General features: G+C 68.3%; 17 protein-coding genes, 1 rRNA gene and 1 riboswitch. Of the genes, 14 read left to right on the forward strand and 4 right to left on the reverse strand.

Features of this window, described 5'->3' with window-relative positions; all coding sequences use genetic code 11:
• From rrf to ACFU95_RS48380, 11 genes are all read left to right on the forward strand, one after another.
• Nucleotides 1-95 (forward strand): 5S ribosomal RNA (gene rrf, locus ACFU95_RS48330); the annotation flags it as partial.
• A 109-nt stretch (nt 96-204) separates the two neighbouring features.
• Nucleotides 205-837, forward strand: coding sequence for a CDP-alcohol phosphatidyltransferase family protein (locus tag ACFU95_RS48335; protein WP_383843407.1), 633 nt, complete (start codon nt 205-207; stop codon nt 835-837).
• A 91-nt stretch (nt 838-928) separates the two neighbouring features.
• Complete coding sequence (locus tag ACFU95_RS48340; protein WP_383843410.1) at nt 929-3,424, forward strand: sugar phosphate nucleotidyltransferase; 2,496 nt, start codon at nt 929-931, stop codon at nt 3,422-3,424.
• A gap of 96 nt (nt 3,425-3,520) precedes the next feature.
• Nucleotides 3,521-4,432, forward strand: coding sequence for a DUF881 domain-containing protein (locus ACFU95_RS48345; protein WP_383843413.1), 912 nt, complete (start codon nt 3,521-3,523; stop codon nt 4,430-4,432).
• On the forward strand, nt 4,429-4,761 hold the full coding sequence (locus ACFU95_RS48350) for a small basic family protein (protein WP_003988855.1): 333 nt from the start codon (nt 4,429-4,431) through the stop codon (nt 4,759-4,761). The genes ACFU95_RS48345 and ACFU95_RS48350 overlap by 4 nt, the downstream gene beginning before the upstream one ends.
• Nucleotides 4,762-4,766: 5 nt before the next feature.
• A complete protein-coding gene (locus ACFU95_RS48355) occupies nt 4,767-5,606 on the forward strand; it encodes a DUF881 domain-containing protein (RefSeq protein WP_383843417.1) in 840 nt (279 codons plus the stop codon).
• A 61-nt stretch (nt 5,607-5,667) separates the two neighbouring features.
• Complete coding sequence (locus ACFU95_RS48360) at nt 5,668-6,573, forward strand: FHA domain-containing protein (protein ID WP_383843420.1); 906 nt, start codon at nt 5,668-5,670, stop codon at nt 6,571-6,573.
• Nucleotides 6,574-6,614: 41 nt separating this feature from the next.
• Nucleotides 6,615-7,352 carry a MerR family transcriptional regulator gene (locus tag ACFU95_RS48365; RefSeq protein ID WP_383843423.1) on the forward strand — a complete coding sequence of 246 codons (738 nt, stop codon included), beginning with the start codon at nt 6,615-6,617 and terminating at the stop codon, nt 7,350-7,352.
• 85 nt (nt 7,353-7,437) lie between these two features.
• Nucleotides 7,438-7,911, forward strand: a complete 474-nt coding sequence (locus ACFU95_RS48370) for a bifunctional nuclease family protein (protein ID WP_004002801.1) — start codon at nt 7,438-7,440, stop codon at nt 7,909-7,911.
• A 220-nt stretch (nt 7,912-8,131) separates the two neighbouring features.
• Nucleotides 8,132-8,794: a MerR family transcriptional regulator gene (locus tag ACFU95_RS48375; protein WP_383843427.1), complete on the forward strand. Its 663-nt coding sequence runs from the start codon at nt 8,132-8,134 to the stop codon at nt 8,792-8,794.
• Between the two features lie 72 nt (nt 8,795-8,866).
• The gene (locus tag ACFU95_RS48380; protein ID WP_383843430.1) at nt 8,867-10,339 is read left to right on the forward strand and encodes a DNA polymerase IV; all 1,473 of its coding nucleotides are present in this window, start codon (nt 8,867-8,869) and stop codon (nt 10,337-10,339) included.
• A 364-nt stretch (nt 10,340-10,703) separates the two neighbouring features.
• Here ACFU95_RS48380 and ACFU95_RS48385 read toward each other — a convergent pair whose 3' ends face one another.
• Entirely contained in the window at nt 10,704-11,111 is a 408-nt protein-coding gene (locus tag ACFU95_RS48385; protein WP_383843433.1) for a PRC-barrel domain-containing protein, read from the reverse strand.
• 113 nt (nt 11,112-11,224) lie between these two features.
• Nucleotides 11,225-11,321, forward strand: a riboswitch (glycine riboswitch).
• Between the two features lie 176 nt (nt 11,322-11,497).
• Between ACFU95_RS48385 and gcvP the strand changes: the two genes are divergently transcribed.
• Entirely contained in the window at nt 11,498-14,383 is a 2,886-nt protein-coding gene (gene gcvP / locus ACFU95_RS48390) for an aminomethyl-transferring glycine dehydrogenase (RefSeq protein WP_383843436.1), read from the forward strand.
• A 259-nt stretch (nt 14,384-14,642) separates the two neighbouring features.
• On the opposite strand, the gene ACFU95_RS48395 is transcribed toward gcvP, so the two are convergent.
• The 3 genes from ACFU95_RS48395 to ACFU95_RS48405 form a co-directional block, all read right to left on the reverse strand.
• A complete protein-coding gene (locus ACFU95_RS48395; protein WP_383843439.1) occupies nt 14,643-15,164 on the reverse strand; it encodes a hypothetical protein in 522 nt (173 codons plus the stop codon).
• Between the two features lie 102 nt (nt 15,165-15,266).
• Entirely contained in the window at nt 15,267-17,222 is a 1,956-nt protein-coding gene (locus ACFU95_RS48400; protein ID WP_383843442.1) for an amino acid transporter, read from the reverse strand.
• Between the two features lie 364 nt (nt 17,223-17,586).
• Nucleotides 17,587-18,357, reverse strand: coding sequence for a helix-turn-helix domain-containing protein (locus ACFU95_RS48405; RefSeq protein WP_383843445.1), 771 nt, complete (start codon nt 18,355-18,357; stop codon nt 17,587-17,589).
• Nucleotides 18,358-18,596: 239 nt separating this feature from the next.
• Between ACFU95_RS48405 and ACFU95_RS48410 the strand changes: the two genes are divergently transcribed.
• A complete protein-coding gene (locus tag ACFU95_RS48410) occupies nt 18,597-19,268 on the forward strand; it encodes a DUF4097 family beta strand repeat-containing protein (RefSeq protein ID WP_383843448.1) in 672 nt (223 codons plus the stop codon).
• Between the two features lie 17 nt (nt 19,269-19,285).
• Nucleotides 19,286-19,667 (forward strand): ATP-binding cassette domain-containing protein (locus ACFU95_RS48415; protein WP_383843450.1); only part of this gene is annotated, 382 nt, incomplete at its 3' end.

Below are 19,667 nucleotides of genomic sequence, written 5' to 3' on the forward strand. Positions count from 1 at the left end.
AAACGCCCGGTTACATTCCGAACCCGGAAGCTAAGCCTTACAGCGCCGATGGTACTGCAGGGGGGACCCTGTGGGAGAGTAGGACGCCGCCGAACTCCTTTTAGAGCTCTGGCTCTTGGGCATACAGCCCGAGGGCCAGAGCTTTTTTGTGTTGAGGTAGGGTCAGGGGGCATCGTAGGTACGTTTCCCACAGGAGGCTCCCGGGTGGAGGTCCAGGAGACCCGTGTCCAGACGGACCGGGTCCTCACCATCCCCAACATCCTCAGCATGGCGCGGCTGCTTGGCGTGCCGCTGTTCCTGTGGCTGATTCTCAGGCCTGAGTTCGGCGGGCCGAAGAGTGACGGCTGGGCACTTCTGGTGCTGGCTCTGAGTGGCGTCAGTGACTATCTGGATGGCAAGCTAGCGCGGCGCTGGAACCAGATCAGCAGCCTAGGCCGGCTTCTCGACCCTGCGGCCGACAGGCTCTACATTCTCTCGACTTTGGTCGGTCTCACCTGGCGCGAGATTCTGCCCATCTGGTTGACGGCTGCACTTTTGGCGCGCGAGCTGGTTCTGCTGGTGATGGTGGGCATCCTCCGGCGTCACGGCTATCCGCCGCCGCAGGTGAACTTCCTCGGGAAGGCCGCCACGTTCAACCTGATGTATGCCTTCCCGTTGTTGCTTCTCAGTGACGGCAGCGGGTGGATCCCGTCACTGGCTGCTATTTTCGGATGGGCGTTCGCCGGATGGGGTACGACGCTGTACTGGTGGGCAGGAGTCCTCTACGTGGTACAAGTCCGCCGCCTGGTCCGTGCGGACGCCATGGCCGATGGAACTCGCGGATTGAAGCGGGCCTAGCGGCTCGATGGCCCGCAGTGGAAAAGTGCGGGACAATCTGGACGGGTGAAGTCGGCTAGACCGTCGTCTCTTCGAGGAGGACGCTTCCGACATGAAGGCCGTCGTGATGGCCGGGGGCGAAGGCACGCGCCTTCGTCCCATGACCTCAAGCATGCCCAAGCCGCTCCTGCCGGTGGCCAACCGGCCGATCATGGAGCACGTTCTGAGGCTGCTCAAAAGGCATGGGCTGAATGAGACCGTCGTGACAGTTCAGTTCCTGGCCTCTCTGGTCAAGAACTACTTCGGTGACGGTGAAGAGCTCGGAATGGAGCTCAGCTATGCCAATGAGGAGAAGCCACTCGGTACCGCTGGAAGCGTCAAGAACGCCGAAGAGGCGTTGAAGGACGATGCTTTCCTCGTCATCTCCGGTGATGCCCTCACCGATTTCGACCTCACCGAGTTGATTAATTTCCACAAGGAAAAGGGCGCGATGGTCACGGTCTGTCTGACCCGTGTGCCCAATCCGTTGGAATTCGGGATCACGATCGTGGATGAGGATGGTCAGGTCGAGCGTTTCCTTGAGAAGCCGACCTGGGGGCAGGTCTTCTCCGACACCGTGAACACCGGTATCTATGTCATGGAGCCCGAGGTCTTCGACTATGTCGAGCCCGACGTTCCCGTGGACTGGTCCGGCGATGTCTTCCCGCAGTTGATGAAGGAAGGCAAGCCGATCTATGGGTATGTCGCGGAGGGCTACTGGGAGGACGTCGGTACGCACGAGAGCTACGTGAAGGCGCAGGCCGACGTCCTGGAGGGCAAGGTCGACGTCGAGATCGACGGCTTCGAGATCTCCCCGGGCGTGTGGGTGGCCGAAGGTGCCGAGGTGCATTCCGACGCCGTGCTTCGTGGGCCCCTGTACATCGGGGACTACGCCAAGGTCGAAGCCGGCGCGGAAATCAGAGAGCACACCGTCGTGGGCTCGAACGTCGTCGTGAAGAGCGGGGCGTTCCTGCACAGGGCTGTCGTCCACGACAACGTGTATGTCGGCCAGCACAGCAATCTGCGTGGTTGCGTCGTCGGAAAGAACACCGACATCATGCGTGCCGCTCGGATCGAGGACGGCGCGGTCATCGGTGATGAATGCCTGATCGGTGAAGAATCGATCGTCCAGGGCAATGTGCGTGTCTACCCGTTCAAGACCATCGAGGCCGGCGCCTTCGTCAACACATCGGTGATCTGGGAGTCGAGGGGACAGGCGCATCTCTTCGGTGCTCGTGGTGTCTCCGGGATTCTGAACGTGGAGATCACGCCCGAGCTCGCCGTGCGCCTCGCCGGCGCCTACGCGACGACCCTGAAGAAGGGGTCCACTGTCACGACGGCCCGCGATCACTCGCGTGGCGCCCGGGCGCTGAAGCGGGCGGTCATTTCCGCGCTTCAGGCCAGCGCCATCGACGTACGCGACCTGGAGAACGTACCGCTGCCCGTGGCGCGGCAGCAGACCGCGCGGGGCAGTGCTGGTGGGATCATGATCCGGACGACGCCCGGGGTGCCGGATTCCGTGGACATCATGTTCTTCGACGGGCGGGGTGCCGACCTGTCGCAGGCCAGTCAGCGGAAGCTGGACCGGGTGTTCGCGAGGCAGGAGTACCGGCGTGCGTTTCCGGGTGAGATCGGGGACCTGCACTTTCCGGCCAGTGTCTTCGACTCGTACACCGGGTCGCTGCTGCGCAACGTCGATACGACGGGGATCGCGGAGTCCGGGCTGAAGGTTGTCGTCGACGCTTCGAACGGCAGCGCTGGGCTTGTGCTGCCGAGTCTGCTCGGCAAGCTCGGTGTGGACTCCTTGACCATCAACCCCGGTCTTGATGAGTCCAGGCCCACGGAGTCGGCGGATACGCGGCGGTCGGGGCTGGTGCGGCTGGGAGAGATCGTGGCGTCCGCGCGGGCCGCGTTCGGGGTACGGTTCGACCCGGTCGGCGAGCGGCTGTCGCTGGTCGACGAGAAGGGGCGGATCGTCGAGGACGACCGGGCCCTGCTCGTCATGCTCGACCTCGTGGCCGCGGAGCGTCGCAGCGGGCGGGTGGCGCTGCCGGTGACCACCACGCGGATCGCCGAGCAGGTGGCGGCGTACCACGGGACGCAGGTCGAATGGACGACGACCTCGCCGGACGACCTGACCCGGGTCGGTCGCGATGACACGACGATCTTCGGGGGTGACGGCAAGGCCGGCTTCATCGTCCCGGAGTTCAGCAGCGTCTTCGACGGTGCGGCGGCCTTCGTGCGGCTGATCGGTCTGGTGGCGCGGACCCAGCTCACGCTCAGCCAGATCGACGCGCGGATTCCGCGGGCGCATGTCATCAAGCGGGATCTCGCGACTCCATGGGCCGTCAAGGGTCTTGTGATGCGGCGGGTCGTAGAGGCGGCCGGTGATCGCTTTGTCGACACGACCGATGGTGTACGGGTCGTGGAGACCGACGGGCGCTGGGTGATGGTGCTGCCCGACCCGGCCGAGGCGGTCACGCATCTGTGGGCCGAGGGGCCGGATGACGCCTCCGCGCAGGCCCTGCTCGATGAATGGGCGGCGGTCGTGGACAGCGCAGGCCGCTGAAGCACCTACTACGCGCGCGTGCCGGACAGGGGTCCCCTGGGCCCCGTCCGGCACGCCGGTGGGGCCATTCGGAGGTATCGGTGGCGACGTGCGACGATGTGCGGCATGCCGCAGCCCCCCGTTCGGAGCACACCTACGCGCCCCACGCGTCCGGACGCGTCCATGTCGCTGCTCACCAACGTCATGGATCACAGCCTTGACGACGGCTACGCAGAGGCGGCCGCCCGTAAGAAGGCCACGGGTGAGGGAGGCCTGCCGAAGACACTCAGGGCGAAGCTGGGGCTGGCAGCCGGCCTGGTGCTCGCGGCGCTCGTGGTGACCGTGGGAGCCGCGCAGGCGAGGGTCGCGGCGCCCGTCGTGGCCAAGGAACGCGAGGAACTCGTCGACCGCATCGACCGTGAGACCGCGGCGGCGGACCGGCTGGAGGAGAGCGTCGACAAGCTGCGGGACGATGTGAGTGCGCGGCAGCGGGAGGCGCTGAAAGCGACCGGTGACAGTGATCAGGCGGAGCTCGTGGGCATCCTGGCGGGCTCTGTCGAGGTGCATGGGCCCGGTGTGAAGCTGGTCGTGAACGATGCCAAGGAGGCCGGTTCCGGCGGCGACGGCGACCCGCGCGGGACGTCCGGATTCTCCGACACCGGCCGGGTGCGCGACCGCGACATGCAGCGGGTGGTCAACGGGCTGTGGGAGTCGGGCGCCGAGGCCATCTCGATCAACGGGCAGCGGCTGACGGCCCTGTCGGCGATCAGGGCCGCGGGTGACGCGATACTGGTCGACAACAAGCCGCTGGTTCCGCCGTACACGGTGCTCGCGGTGGGGGACGGGGAGCGGCTGAGCACCAGGTTCCAGGACAGCGCCGACGGGCTTTATCTGCACGCCTTGCAGGAGAACTTCGGGATCCGGACGGGCATTTCCGTGCAGGACGACCTCCGGCTGCCCGCCGCACCGAGTGTGATCGTACGTACAGCACAGCCTTACACCGAGAAAACCGAGAAGGGCACATCGTGATCGCCGTACTGGGCCTCGTCGTGGGAGTCGTGGCCGGCCTGTTGGTCCGGCCTGAGGTTCCGGCGGTCGTCGAGCCTTATCTGCCGATCGCCGTCGTGGCGGCTCTCGACGCCGTCTTCGGCGGGCTGCGGGCCATGCTCGACGGCATCTTCGACGACAAGGTCTTCGTCGTGTCGTTCCTGTCCAACGTGGTCGTCGCCGCGCTGATCGTGTTCCTCGGCGACAAGTTGGGCGTGGGAGCCCAGCTGTCGACCGGAGTGGTCGTCGTGCTCGGCATCCGTATCTTCTCGAACGCCGCGGCGATTCGCCGGCACGTGTTCCGGGCGTGAGGCCGATGAGTAACCACGACGAGGCTGCGGAGAACAGGCTGCGCAAGGAACTGCCCGAAGAGGTGCCTGCCGCCGATGCGGCGGAGGCCGGGGACGCCGCCGCCGAGGAGCAGCCGCCCCAGTTGACCGGTCGGCAGCGGCTGGCGAAGGGGCTGTGGCCGCCCCGGGTCACCAGGGCCCAACTCATCGTCGCCCTGCTGTTGTTCGGTCTCGGCTTCGGCCTGGCCGTCCAGGTCGCCTCGAACAGCGACGGTGACAGTGCCCTGCGCGGCGCGCGTCAGGAAGATCTGGTTCGCATCCTCGATGAACTGGACGACCGTACTCAGCGTCTTGAGGACGAGAAGCAAGGTCTTGAGAAGCAGCGGGACGAACTGGAGAACAGTTCGAACCAGGCGGAGGAGGCCCGCAAGCAGACGGTCGAGAAGGAGAAGCAACTCGGCATTCTGGCGGGCACCGTCGCCGCGCAGGGACCTGGCATCACGATGACCATCGACGACACGAAGGGGACGGTCGAAGCGGACATGCTGCTCGACGCGATCCAGGAGCTGCGCGCTGCCGGCGCGGAAGCGATCCAGGTGAACGGCGTACGCGTCGTCGCCGACACCTTTCTGACCGATTCGGGCAACAGCGTGAGTGTCGACGGGAACAAGATCAGCACTCCCTTTCGTTTCAAGGTCATCGGCAAGCCGCAGGACCTCGAACCGGCGCTCAACATCCCTGGAGGCGTGGTGCAGACCCTTGAGAAGGAGCAGGCCACCGTGACCATCGAGCGGTCGGACAAGATCCTCGTGGACGCCTTGCGAGCCGCGAAGCGGCCTGACTACGCTCGGTCGTCCTCGCAGTGAACCGGGGGTGCATGGGGGACGTCCGGCGAGGGCATGAGGTTGCGGGGGGTCGGCGCACCGAATGGGTGGTGCGTGGTGGAAACTGTCTGGTGGAGACGGACGTTGTGAGGATGTCCGGGTCTGCCGGAGAGTGCAGTCAGGGTTCGTCCTGCCCCACGGGCGGGTCTGTTTCGGTCAAGGGGAATCGCCCGTGAAGTTGTTTGCGAAGTTGTTCGGCAAGAGCGCGCGAGAGGGCAGCGAAAACGCGACCTCTCGTCACCGCGCACAAGGGGACGAAGAGGGTCAGCGTCCCTTGTTCCGGGACCAGGTGTCTGGGCCGGGCGGTGACATTTCCGGAGGTCAGGGCGCGCCGTCGGTTGACCCTGGCCAGTCCGGCGGCATAGGTTTCGGGCAACCGTCAACCTCAAGTACGGGTGGAGGGTTTTCCCCGATGTCGGCCCTGGTGTGTACGAGGTGCGGTAACCGCAACGCGGAGAACAGCCGTTTCTGTTCCAACTGTGGCGCGCCGCTGCGGGCCGGTGCGACGCCCGAGCGCCCGTCCGAGACGACCTCCACGATCTCCATCTCCGGTCTTGAGGCCTACGACGCCGAGGCCACCGGCCAGACGCAGATCCCGGCGCTGTCGCCCGAGGCTCAGGCCGCCGTGGACGCCCTGCCGCTGGGCTCCGCGCTCCTGGTGGTGCGCCGTGGGCCGAACTCGGGCAGTCGCTTCCTGCTGGACGGCGATCTGACCACGGCCGGGCGTCACCCGCAGAGTGACATCTTCCTGGACGACGTCACGGTCTCGCGACGGCACGTGGAGTTCCATCGTGGCCAGGACGGCTCGTTCACGGTGGGCGACGTCGGCAGTCTGAACGGCACCTACGTCAACCGTGAGCGGATCGACCAGGTCGCTCTGAACAACGGCGACGAGGTGCAGATCGGCAAGTACCGGCTGGTCTTCTACGCGAGCCAGCGGGGCTACTGACCCTCCCCCGGAGTCCGTCCGGGGAGACCCAGGGAAGGTCCATGCTGAAAACACCGAGCGGCGGTGCCGGGTACGGCATCGCCGCCACGGACGGTCGGCTGTTGAGTATCGGCGCGGTGCTGAACGTGCTGCGCGAGGAGTTCCCTGACATCACCATCTCCAAGATCCGTTTCCTGGAGTCGGAGGGTCTTGTCGAGCCGCAGCGAACCCCCTCGGGGTATCGCAAGTTCAGTACGCGGGACCTCGAGCGGCTCGGTCACGTCCTGCGGATGCAGCGGGACCACTATCTGCCGCTCAAGGTCATCCGTGAGCATCTGGACGCCATGGAGCGGGGTGAGGCCGCGCCACTGCCCGCGCTGTGCCGTCAGCGCGATGGAGAAACGGTCCTGGAGCCTGTCGAGCCGCCCACACCGGCCCGGATCGGGCGGGCCGCGCTGCTTGCCGCCGCTGAGATCGGCGAGCAGGAGCTCGCGGAATGGGAGTCGTACGGCCTGATCACACCGCTGCCGGACGGGGCGTACGAGGCGGAGGCGGTGACTGTGGCCTCGCTCGTCGCCGAGCTGGGGCGGTTCGGGATCGAGCCGAGGCATCTGCGGGTGATGAAGGGTGCCGCCGATCGTGAGGCAGGGCTCGTGGACCAGGTCGTGGCGCCGCTGAGGCGGCACCGCAACCCGCAGACCAGGGCTCACGCGGAGGCGCGCGCGAAAGAGCTGGCGGGTCTCACCGTGAAGCTGCACTCCGCGCTCGTGCAGACCGCTCTCGGGGTGCGGCTGCCCTGAGCGGGGCATGCACAGGAAGGCCGGATCGGCCACCCGTTCTCTGCCCGACTACCCAAACGTCCCGAGCACGGCCTAGGGTTGCTGTGTGAACGAGCTCGATGTCGTAGGTGTCCGGGTCGAAATGCCCTCCAACCAACCGATCGTGCTCCTGCGTGAAGTGGGAGGCGACCGCTACCTCCCCATCTGGATCGGGCCGGGGGAGGCGACGGCCATCGCCTTCGCCCAGCAGGGCATGGCCCCCGCGCGACCGCTGACCCACGACCTGTTCAAGGACGTGCTGGAGGCCGTCGGCCAGGAGCTCACCGAAGTGCGCATCACGGACCTGCGTGAGGGCGTCTTCTACGCCGAGCTGGTCTTCGCCAGCGGCGTCGAGGTGAGCGCCCGTCCGTCCGATGCCATAGCGCTGGCTCTGCGCACCGGAACGCCGATCTACGGCAGTGACGGCGTGCTCGACGACGCCGGAATCGCGATCCCGGACGAGCAGGAGGACGAGGTGGAGAAGTTCCGCGAGTTCCTCGACCAGATCTCGCCCGAGGACTTCGGCACGAGCAGTCAGTGAGGCCCACAGTCGGTTACGACGTAAATGCCGGCATTTATCAGCGGCGAGGGAGAGCGTCCTGCGGCCCGCTCCGAGCGCATTCGGCTAGCCTTTCCCCGCGGTGGGGTGCGGGAAACCACTCCTAGGGTGATTATCACTCGGCGTGCCGAGTGTGGCGATCGTTGACGCACCCCTGGTGACTGCCTACCGTCGAGAAGGCAGGTCAAGGACGGAGGTCGGCGTGAGAAGCAGCGGCGACGGTACGGCTGGGGGTGCCCCGGGGCGCAGTCTCGGGGCGAGCGGTCCGTACCCGCTTCATGGCAGCCCGCTTCAGGGCAGCGCGGCCGATCACGCTCCGCAGCGACCGACGGCCGTGCCGAGCAGCGGCGGAGGGGCGGCGTCCATGGAGACCGAGCAGATCGGATACCGGGGTCCGACGGCGTGTGCGGCCGCGGGCATCACCTACCGGCAACTGGACTACTGGGCGCGTACCGGTCTGGTCGAGCCCAGCGTGCGGCCCGCGTACGGGTCCGGGACACAGCGGTTGTACAGCTTCCGGGACGTCGTCGTCCTGAAGATCGTCAAGCGGTTCCTCGACACCGGTGTGTCGCTCCAGAACATCCGTACCGCAGTCCAGCATCTGCGGGAGCGGGGCTTTCGGGATCTCGAGCGCATGACGCTGATGAGCGACGGCGCGACGGTGTACGAGTGCACCTCCCCGGACGAGGTGCACGCGCTGCTCCAGGGCGGGCAGGGAATCTTCGGGATCGCCGTGGGTGTGGTGTGGCGGGACGTCGAGAGTGCCTTGTCCCAGTTGCACGGGGAGCGCATCGACACCGGGGAGACCCTGGTCGGGCACAATCCGACGGATGAGCTGGCGCGGCGGCGTAACCGGGCGGGCTGAGCGGTCTCGCCGGGCGACGGGCCGGACGGTCGTAGCAGGGCATTGTCAGTGGCGTGAGGCAGCATCGGAGATGTGAGGAACGCGCCTACGATCCTGCATCTCGACATGGATGCCTTCTACGCCTCGGTGGAGCAGGCGTCCAAGCCGAGTCTGCGCGGGAAGGCCGTCGTCGTGGGCGGGATCGGGCCGCGGGGAGTCGTCGCCACCGCGTCCTATGAGGCTCGGGTGTTCGGGGTGCACTCGGCCATGCCCACGGCGCAGGCGCGTCGGCTGGCGCCCCATGCCGCGTACCTCGTGCCGCGCTTCGGGATCTACCGGGACATCAGCGAGCGGGTCATGGGGCTGTTGCGGGAGCTGTCGCCGCTGGTGGAGCCGCTGAGCCTGGACGAGGCGTTCGTGGATCTGGAGGCGGGTGGTGCGGCCTGGGACGAGACGTCGGCGCGGCTCGTGGGCGCAAGGCTGCGCGCCGACATACGGGCCGTGACCGGGCTCGCGGGGTCGGTCGGTCTGGCCGCGTCCAAGATGCTGGCGAAGATCGCCTCGGAGCAGGCAAAGCCCAATGGGCTGGTCCTGATCGAGCCGGGGACGGAGCGGGCGTTGCTCGGGCCGATGCCGGTGCGGACGTTGCCGGGGGTGGGGCCGGCTACCGGGGACCATCTGCGCAGGGTCGGGATCCACACCGTCGAGGAGATCGCCGAGGCGGGTGAGGACGAGCTCGTACGGCTGCTGGGCAAGGCTCATGGGCATGCGCTGTACGCCATGGCGCTGGCACACGACGAGCGGCCCGTGGTGGCCGAGCGGGAGGCCAAGTCGGTGTCGGTGGAGGACACGTATGACGTGGACATCCACGACCGGGTGCGGGTGGGGCTGGAGGTGCAGCGGCTGGCCGGCCGGTGTGTGCGGCGCCTGCGTGGGGCCGGGCTGTCCGGGCGGACCATCGTCCTGAAGGTGCGCAGGTACGACTTCTCCACGCTGACCCGTTCCGAGACGCTGCGGGGACCCACGGACGATCCGGCGGTGGTGCGGGAGGCTGCGGCCCGGCTGCTGGATTCCGTGGACACGACGGGCGGCGTACGGCTGCTGGGGGTCGGGGTCAGTGGGCTGGCCGACTACACGCAGGAGGATCTGTTCGCGCAGGTGGCAGGGGAGAGCGCGGAGCACTCCGTGGAGGAGGGCGACGAGGAGCCGGTCGGTGAGCAGCCGGCGGCGGGGCCTGTGGAGCGGCGCTGGGTCGCGGGGCACGATGTGCGGCATGTCGAGTACGGGCACGGGTGGGTGCAGGGCAGTGGGGTCGGGCGGGTGACAGTGCGGTTCGAGACGCCTGAGTCGGAGCCGGGGCGGGTGCGGACGTTTCGGGTTGACGATCCGGGGTTGGAGGCGGTGGAGCCGTTGCCGTTGGTGGGGGTCGCGCCTGCGGGGTCTGGGGGGAGTCGGGGGGCCGGGGGATCTGGGGCCGATGGGATCCAAGGGGCGGGGGAGGCTGGACTGGCGGAGGCGGGTGACGGGGGAGTGGGGGACATTCCGGTGGGGCCTGGGCCTGGGTAGGGGCAGCGGGTGGGGGTGGGCGTGCGAGGCATGGCTTGTGCGGTGTGGGGCCGGGAGGGAAGAGGCTTGCCCTGACGTGTCGTCCGCAGCGTGCCGGTCGGGCGGCCCATGCCGCTGTGGTGCCTCCGGCCGCTCCCGGGTTGGGGGCCTGACCCTGGGGAGGCGTCCTGGGTTGTGCGGACGGGAGATGGGTCGTCCTCAGGTGGCGTCGGCGGTTGTGCTGGTGGTGTGGCCCGCCCGTGCTGAGGGTGGTGTGCGTGGCTCGATGCGGTCGGGGAGTCGGGGCCTGAGGTGGTGTGCGTGCTGCGGCGGGGCGGCATGCAGGGGTGGGGCGTTCTGTCGGGTGGTTCGGTGTGGGGTGTGATCAGGGGTGTGGGTGGGGCGTTCTCGGGCCGTTGTCCTCCGGGGTTTCCGTGCCTGCCAGGTTGCCGAAGTCGCGGTCCGGGGGTGGGGAGGGAGGGGCTACGTCGAGGCCGTAGTGGTGGTAGAGCTGGAGTTCCTGTTCGGGGGAGAGGTGGCGGCCGACGCCGAAGTCGGGGGCGTCCTTGATCAGGGCGCGGTCGAAGGGGACGTGGAGACTGCCCTCGACCAGGTCGCTGGGCTCCAGGGGAACGAATGCGTCCCGGGAGAAGAGACCGGTGCGTATCGCCGCCCACTCCGGCACTCCGGTCGCGTCGTCGAGGTAGACCTCGTCGATGGTGCCGATCTTGGTGCCGGTGCGGTCGAAGGCCTTGCGGCCGATCAGATTGCGCGGATCGATGTCGGTCTGCACGGGCCCTCCACTGGTCGCAACTCATCCGTAAGCACTACGAAAAGGCACATTGGTGAGCGCGGCCACTCGAAGGTCCGTGCGTTGGCCCCGCTGGTAGGCTGGCTAGCGGCTGCTGACCCCGTGCGGGAGAGTCCTCCGGACACCATCCGGAGGCGCCGAAGGAGCAAATCCTCCCCGGAATCTCTCAGGCACACGTACCGCACGGACGAGGTCACTCTGGAAAGCAGGGCGGGTGTCGACGGCTTCCGCTCTCACCGACGGTGAAAGCCGGGAGCCCTGTGGTGCCCCGGTGAAGCTCTCAGGTTGAGATGACAGAGGGGGAGGCCGTCCGGGTACCCGCGCCGTGGTGCCCCTCGAAGGTCGTGTCAGACCAGGAGGCCTCCGCAATGACCGCCCATCGCATTCCGCTCTCCGAGCTCGAACAGGGGATCCCTTTCGAGCAGCGTCATATTGGTCCTGATCATGAGGCTCGGGCCAAGATGCTCGCGCATGTCGGGTACGGCTCGCTCGACGAGCTCACCGCCGCCGCGGTGCCGGATGTGATCAAGAACGCCGACTCCCTCGATCTGCCGGGAGCACGTACCGAGGCCGAGGTGCTCGCCGAGCTGCGGTCGCTCGCCGATCGCAATCAGGTGCTCGATTCCATGGTGGGGCTCGGGTACTACGGGACCTTCACGCCGCCGGTCATCCTGCGGAACGTGATGGAGAATCCCGCCTGGTACACGGCCTATACGCCGTACCAGCCCGAGATCTCGCAGGGGCGGCTCGAGGCGCTTCTCAACTTCCAGACCATGGTCGCCGACCTCACCGGGCTGCCGACCTCCGGCGCCTCGCTGCTCGACGAGGGGACGGCGGCGGCCGAGGCCATGTCCCTGTCCCGGCGCATGGGCAAGAACAAGAAGGGGCTGTTCCTGGTCGACGCGGATGTGCTGCCGCAGACCATCGCCGTGATCGAGACCCGTGCCGAGCCCACGGGGGTCGAGGTGGTCGTCGCCGACCTCGGCGACGGCATCCCGGCCGAGCTCGCCTCGCGTGAGATCAACGGTGTGCTCCTTCAGTACCCGGGCGCCTCGGGCGTCGTACGCGATATCAGGCCCGTCATCGAGCAGGCCCATGAGCTCGGCGCCCTCGTCACCGTCGCCGCCGATCTGCTCGCGCTCACGCTGCTGAAGTCGCCCGGTGAGCTGGGGTCGGACATCGCGGTCGGGACGACGCAGCGGTTCGGTGTCCCGATGGGCTTCGGCGGTCCGCACGCCGGCTACATGGCCGTACACGAGAAGTTCGCGCGCAGCCTGCCGGGGCGGCTCGTGGGTGTGTCCGTGGATGCCGACGGGAACAAGGCCTATCGGCTGGCCCTGCAGACGCGTGAGCAGCACATCCGGCGGGAGAAGGCGACCAGCAACATCTGTACCGCTCAGGTGCTGCTCGCCGTCATGGCCGGGATGTACGCCGTGTACCACGGGCCCGAGGGGCTGCGCGGGATCGCCCGGCGCACTCATCGGTACGCCGCCGTCCTGGCCGCGGGGCTCGCTGCCGGTGGCGTCGAGGTCGTGCACGGCTCCTACTTCGACACCGTGACCGTACGGGTGCCCGCGAAGGCCGCCGAGGTCGTCGCCGCCGCTCGGGAGAACGGCGTCAACCTGCACCTCGTCGACGCCGACCACGTGTCCGTCGCCTGCGACGAGACCACGACCCGGGCCCAGCTGGGCGCCGTATGGACGGCGTTCGGGGTCGAGGGGGACATCGAGGCGCTGGACGCGGGGACCGAGGACGTCCTCGCGGGCGGGCTGCTGCGCGGCGACGAGTACCTCACGCACCCGGTCTTCCACCAGTACCGTTCCGAGACCTCCATGCTGCGCTACCTGCGCAGGCTCGCCGACCGCGACTACGCGCTGGACCGGGGCATGATCCCGCTGGGGTCCTGCACGATGAAGCTGAACGCGACGACCGAGATGGAGCCGGTCACCTGGCCGGAGTTCGGGCAGCTGCACCCCTTCGCGCCCGCCGAGCAGGCGCAGGGCTATCTGACGCTCATCCGCGAGCTGGAGGAACGTCTCGCCGAGGTCACCGGCTACGACAAGGTATCGTTGCAGCCCAACGCCGGATCTCAGGGGGAGCTGGCCGGTCTGCTCGCCGTACGCGGGTACCACCGGGCCAACGGGGACGAGCAGCGGACCGTGTGTCTGATTCCGTCGTCCGCTCATGGGACCAATGCCGCCAGCGCCGTCATGGCCGGCATGAAGGTCGTCGTCGTGAAGACCGCCGAGGACGGTGAGATCGACGTCGAGGACCTGCGGGCGAAGATCGAGAAGCACCGGGACGAGCTGTCGGTGCTGATGATCACCTACCCGTCGACGCACGGGGTGTTCGAGGAGCACGTGGCCGACATCTGTGCGCAGGTGCACGAGGCCGGTGGGCAGGTGTATGTGGATGGTGCGAACCTCAACGCTCTGGTGGGGCTTGCCAAACCGGGGCACTTCGGTGGTGACGTCTCGCATCTGAATCTGCACAAGACCTTCTGCATTCCGCATGGTGGTGGCGGTCCGGGTGTCGGGCCGGTCGGTGTGCGGGCGCATCTCGCGCCGTATCTGCCGAACCACCCGATGCAGCCTGCCGCCGGTCCGGAGACGGGCGTCGGCCCGATCTCGGCCGCGCCCTGGGGCTCCGCGGGGATCCTGCCGATCTCGTGGGCGTACGTACGGCTCATGGGCGGCGAGGGGCTCAAGCGGGCCACGCAGGTGGCCGTGCTGTCCGCCAACTACATCGCCAAGCGGCTGGAGCCGCACTACCCGGTGCTCTACACCGGGCCGGGCGGGCTCGTCGCGCACGAGTGCATCATCGATCTGCGGCCGCTGACCAAGGCGACCGGGGTGAGCGTCGACGACGTGGCCAAGCGGCTCATCGACCACGGCTTCCACGCGCCGACGATGTCGTTCCCGGTGGCCGGCACGCTGATGATCGAGCCGACCGAGTCCGAGGACCTGAACGAACTCGACCGGTTCTGCGAGGCGATGATCGCCATCCGCGCGGAGATCGAGAAGGTCGCGTCGGGCGACTGGCCGGCCGACGACAACCCGCTGCGGAACGCTCCGCACACCGCGGGCGCGCTGGGCGGCGAGTGGGAGCACGCGTACAGCCGCGAGGAGGCCGTGTTCCCGGCCGGTGGATCGGTCGCCGACAAGTACTGGCCGCCGGTGCGCCGGATCGACCAGGCATTCGGTGACCGGAACCTGGTGTGCTCCTGCCCGCCGATGGACGCGTACGAAGGCTGATGTACGAAGGCTGAGGTTCAGTACCGACGTTCAGGCGTAGGCATACGAAGGGCTCCGGCCCGGCCGTGGGTGGCCGGGGCGGAGCCCTTGTGCGTCTGTTGGGAGGGCCGCCGTCAGGGCGGCGCCCTCCACGGCGATCTTGACCGATGCCATCGCGACGCCCGTGGCGATGCCGGTGACCGTGCCGTCCGCTCACACGCGGTCGATGGGGGCGCTCGTCGGCTTCACGCGTGCGGTGGCGCCCCCTGCGAGGGGTCGCTCAGAAGAACCCCGACGCTCTGAGTACCGCCTGCGCCGTCGCGTCGTCGATCTGACGTCCCAACCGTTCCAGCACGTCCGTGCCTTCGAGCAGCGTGCCGCGTTCCCGCGAGCGGCGTACCCCGGTGTCCAGCTCGTGCCACAGCAAGGGGTTGGCGACCAGGATCCGAGGGTCCAGGTCCAGGCGGCAGCCGTCCATGTCGCGCAGGGTCAGGAGGGCGGAGACGCGACCGTGCTGGCGTACGGCCACCAGCTCGTCCGTACGTACCGCCTGCCGTCGTACGAGACCACGCACCTCCAGCCAGCCGGGGCCGGCGGAAACGCGCTGCGGGAGGAGGATGGTGAAGAGCACGGCGGTCAGGGCCACCCACAGCAGGGCGCGTGCCGGTGTCAGGGTCTCCCCGTCCAGGTCGACCAGCAGGGTCATGCCGAGGAAGGCCAGAGCGCAGCCCAGGGCGAACCGGGCGCTGCCACGCCAGTGGCGGTCGCCGGTCGCGGCCGGACGCGGTCCGCTTCCCTGCACAGTGCCGACGGTAGGGTGCGCGGCGCCGGAACGACCCCACGCCAGCGGCGCTCTGACGCCTTACGGTGCAACCTTGACGCGATCCTGATGGCCGCGGCCGTTTCAGCCGGTGTGCACCCGGGGCCGGCGCTCTCGGTCCGGCTCCGCCTCGCGCAGCACCTCCCGGGTGACCGGGGCGACCTCGCCCTGGCCGAAGAGGAAGAAGCGCAGGAAGTTGGCGAAGGGGGTGCCCTCGGTCCACTCGAAGTAGATGTGCGGGATGCAGCCGGTCGTGTCGCGGACGTGCAGGAGCAGCGCTGCCAGGGCGTTGGGGATGGAGGAGGACTCCAGGGTCAGGACGCGGTAGCGGTTGTGCAGGACCTCGCCACGCACGGTCAGGCCGGCCTCGAACTCGGACGGGTCGGTGACCGTCACCTCGACGAAGACGAAGTCCTCCTGGTCGGGGACGTCGTTGTCGGCCCGGATCTGCTCGATCTTGTCGCGGTACTCGGCCTTGTCCCGCCGGTCGGGCTCATTGGCGATGAACCGGATCCTGCGGCTGGCTATGTCCCTGACGAAACGTTCCGCCATGTCGTCCAGCGTCACGTCGGTCACGCGCAGCTCGAAGGCGCGGGCCAGCCGGGACAGGAGCGAGACCAGGATGATGCCGGCGATGAAGCAGGCGCCGATCTTCACGCCGTCGGGGCGCTCGATGACGTTCACGACGGTCGTGTAGAGGAACACCGCCGAGATGACCGCGAAGCCGATGAACCAGTTGCGCTGGCCGGCCTCGCGGGCCGCGATGGTCACGGCGATCGCGGCGGAACTGATGAGGACCAGCACGCCGGTGGCGTAGGCGCCGCCCTGCGCGTCGACGTCGGCGTCGAAGATCCAGGTGACCAGGAAGGCGACCAGGGTGAAGACGATGACCATGGGGCGGACGGCCCTGGCCCAGTGCGGGGCCATGCCGTAGCGCGGGAGGTAACGAGGCATCAGATTGAGCAGCCCGGCCATGGCGGAGGCGCCGGCGAACCACAGGATGGCGATCGTCGAGACGTCGTAGACCGTGCCGAAGGCGCCGCCGAGGTACTCGTGGGCGAGGAACGCCAGCGCGCGGCCGTTGGCCTGCCCGCCTGGCTCGAACTCCTTCTCCGGGATCAGCAGCGTGGTGATGAAGCTCGTCGCGATCAGGAAGCAGCTCATGATCACGGCGGCGGTGGTGAGCAGCTTCTTCGTGTCCCGGATCCGGCCCTTCGGCTGCTCCTCGGTCTCGCCGGGGTCGCCCTTGACGTGTGGCATCACGGCGACGCCGGTCTCGAATCCGGAGAGGCCGAGGGCGAGTTTGGGGAACACGACCAGGGCCACGCCGATCATGACGAAGACGTTGCCGTGTTCGGCCGTGAGGGCGTTGGACCAGTCGGTGACCACATGGCCCGCGGTGACGACGTGATACAGGCCGACAGCCACGACGACGACGTTCAGTGCGAGGTAGGCGCCGACCAGGGCGGTGGCGACGCCGATCGCCTCCAGGAAGCCCTTGAGGAAGACCGCGCCGAGCAGGGCCACGAGGATGAGGGTGATCAGCATCTGCTTGTCGTGCAGTGCGCTGTTCAGGTGCGGGTTCTCGACCAGGTGGGTCGAGGCGTCGGCCGCCGACAGGGTGATGGTGATCAGGAAGTCGGTGGCGGCGAAGCCGAGCAGGGTCAGGACGAAGAGCTTGCCCTTCCAGAAGGTCAGGAGCCGTTCCAGCATCGCGATCGAACCCTGCCCGTGGGGGCTCTCCTCGGCCACGCGCCGGTACACGGGCAGTGCTCCGGCCAGAGTGACGATCACGAGCACGATCGTGGCGATGGGCGACAGCAGACCCGCCGCGAGGGCCGCGATGCCCGGCTGGTAGCCGAGGGTCGAGAAGTAGTCGACGCCGGTGAGACACATGACGCGGTACCAGGGCTGGCCCTGGTGCTCCGGCTTGGACTCGGTGGGCTCTTCCGTGCGGCCATGGCCCTTGCCCATGTCGGACAGACCCTCCAGCATCCAGGCGCGCAGGCGACTGGGCGGGGGGTGTTCGGTCGTGGCCATCGGCGTGCTCCTGAAGTGCGGTCGGCGTGTGGTTCCGGCCATCACGCGGACGGCGGTACCAGCGTAAGCAGAGAGTGACGCACGGGCCCGTGGATCGGGGCGTTGGTGGCGTCAAGCTTCCGTTAAGACTCGCCATGTCGGAGCCGGTCGCACAGCAAGATGCGAGTTCCGGGGGTGGTTGGGCGGTCGTCGGGCGGTGGCTGGGCCGTTTGGAGGACGAAGGGCCGTCCTGTGGTGGCGGATACTCAGCGTCACCCTGTGTGTGCTGTGCAACGGGGTCGGCGGCAGCGCCGCTGAGGCGGCCCGGGCCGGCGCAGGCCGGCCGTGGCCTTCTTGGTCGGACGTGAACCGCCGTGGGGGCGGCTCAGGTTGACGGGTCCGGTGCCGTCGCCGAACTCGGCTCGGCGCTGTCGCTCGACGTGGTTCCGGGCTGCGCGTAGAGGATCTCGCGGGCCTGCTCCGCGGCGCGGGCCATGCTCTCCGCGACGAAGTCGACGAAGCGGGCGATGTTCTCCAGCCGGGTGGCGGCCGGGGTGTCGGGGCCGAGGATGCCGACTCCCTGCCGGGCGGTCTCGGCGAGCTGGGCGGTGGAGCGGGCGCTGGCGATCATCCCCTGGTACCAGACGTCGTCGTCGACGATGTAGCGCTCGCGGCGGCGTTCGTCGCGTTCCCGGCGGATGAGGCCCTGGCTTTCGAGGAACGTGACCGCCTTGGAGACGGACGCCGGGCTCACCTCGAGACGCTGGACGAGTTCGGACGCGGTGAGACTGCCCGCGTCGGTGGTGTAGAGGCAGGTCAGCACCCGGGACATCATCTTGGGCAGGCCCTGTTGCATGAGAAGGGTGGTCCACGCCTCCTCGTACTCGCGGACTGCCTCCGCGTCGCGTCCGTCGGCCGGCGCGGGCGCCTGCGGCCCTCGGGGGGTGGACTGCCTGCGTCGATGGGCGCGTCGTTCGGTGGCGCGGTGGGCGAGGTCGGCCCGGTAGGTGGTGGGGCCACCGTTGCGCATGACCTCGCGTGTGATGGTCGAGGTGGGGCGGTCGAGGCGTCTGGCGATCTCCGCGTAGGCGAGGCCGTCGGCCACCCCCAGTGCGATCTGCTGACGTTCCTGCTGAGTGAGCCTGCCTCCCGGCATCGCGATCTCCTTCGTGCTTCTCGGTACCTCCTCCAGCATAGCGTTCACTCTCCATCTGTTGCAACGAAGAGGCGTGCCGTTGTTGCGTTAAATCTAGAACCGTTGCAACGATACTCATGGATTCACCTGCGCTGATGCTGCTTCTTCGCAACGAATGCGTTGCGGGATTATTGAACGCAACGTAGCGTTTCCATCGTCGGAAACGGCAATGGAAGCAGTAACGGACCCAGGAGAGCATCATGCAGAAGTTCGACACCCCCGCCCCCGTCTCGGCCGTCCTCGACCTTCCCGCGGGCCGCATCCAGTTCATCGCCGCCGACCGTGCCGACACCACGGTCGAGATCCGGCCCGCCAACGCCGCCAAGAGCCGCGACGTGAAGGCGGCGGAGGGGACCGAGGTCGCCTACGAGGACGGTGTCCTGCGGATCCAGGCCCCGGAGGCCAAGAACCAGTACTTCGGTGCCTCCGGAGCCGTCGAGGTCACCGTCCAGCTGCCGGCCGGCTCCCGTGTCGAGACGAAGGCTGCCGCCGCCGACTTCCGAGGCGTCGGACGGCTCGGCGACGTCGCCCTGGAGTGCGCGCAGGGCCCGGTCAAGCTCGACGAGGCCGCGAGCGTCCGCCTCGCCCTCCAGGACGGCGACGTCACGGTCGGCCGCCTGGGCGGCCCCGCGGAGATCAGCACCCTGCGCGGCGACATCCGGATCGGCGAGGCCGAGCGGGGTGCGGTCGTGCTGCGCACCCAGATGGGCGACATCTCGGTCGCCGCCGCCCGCGGAGCCTCCGCCTCCCTGGACGCCGGCACCGGGCACGGCCGGATCCAGAACGCGCTCAAGAACACCGACGGCGCCACCGCCGACCTGCACATCCACGCGACCACCGAGCACGGCGACATCACAGCCCGCAGCCTCTGAAGAAGGAGCCATACGACATGACCAACCTGGCCATCGCGGCGAACGGGCTGCGCAAGTCCTACGGCGACAAGATCGTGCTCGACGGCGTCGACCTGGCCGTCCCCGAAGGAACGATCTTCTCCCTGCTCGGTCCGAACGGCGCCGGCAAGACCACCGCAGTGAAGATCCTCTCCACTCTGATCTCCGCCGACGCGGGCACCGGCGACATCCGCATCGGCGGCCACGACCTGGCCGCCGACCCCCAGGCGGTGCGCGCCGCGATCGGTGTCACCGGGCAGTTCTCCGCCGTGGACGGACTGATCACCGGTGAGGAGAACATGCTCCTCATGGCGGACCTGCACCACCTCTCCCGCAGCGAAGGCAAGCGCACCGCCGCCGAACTGCTGGAGCGTTTCGACC

The sequence above is a fragment of the Streptomyces sp. NPDC057623 genome (assembly GCF_042800355.1).
Lineage (GTDB): Bacteria > Actinomycetota > Actinomycetes > Streptomycetales > Streptomycetaceae > Streptomyces.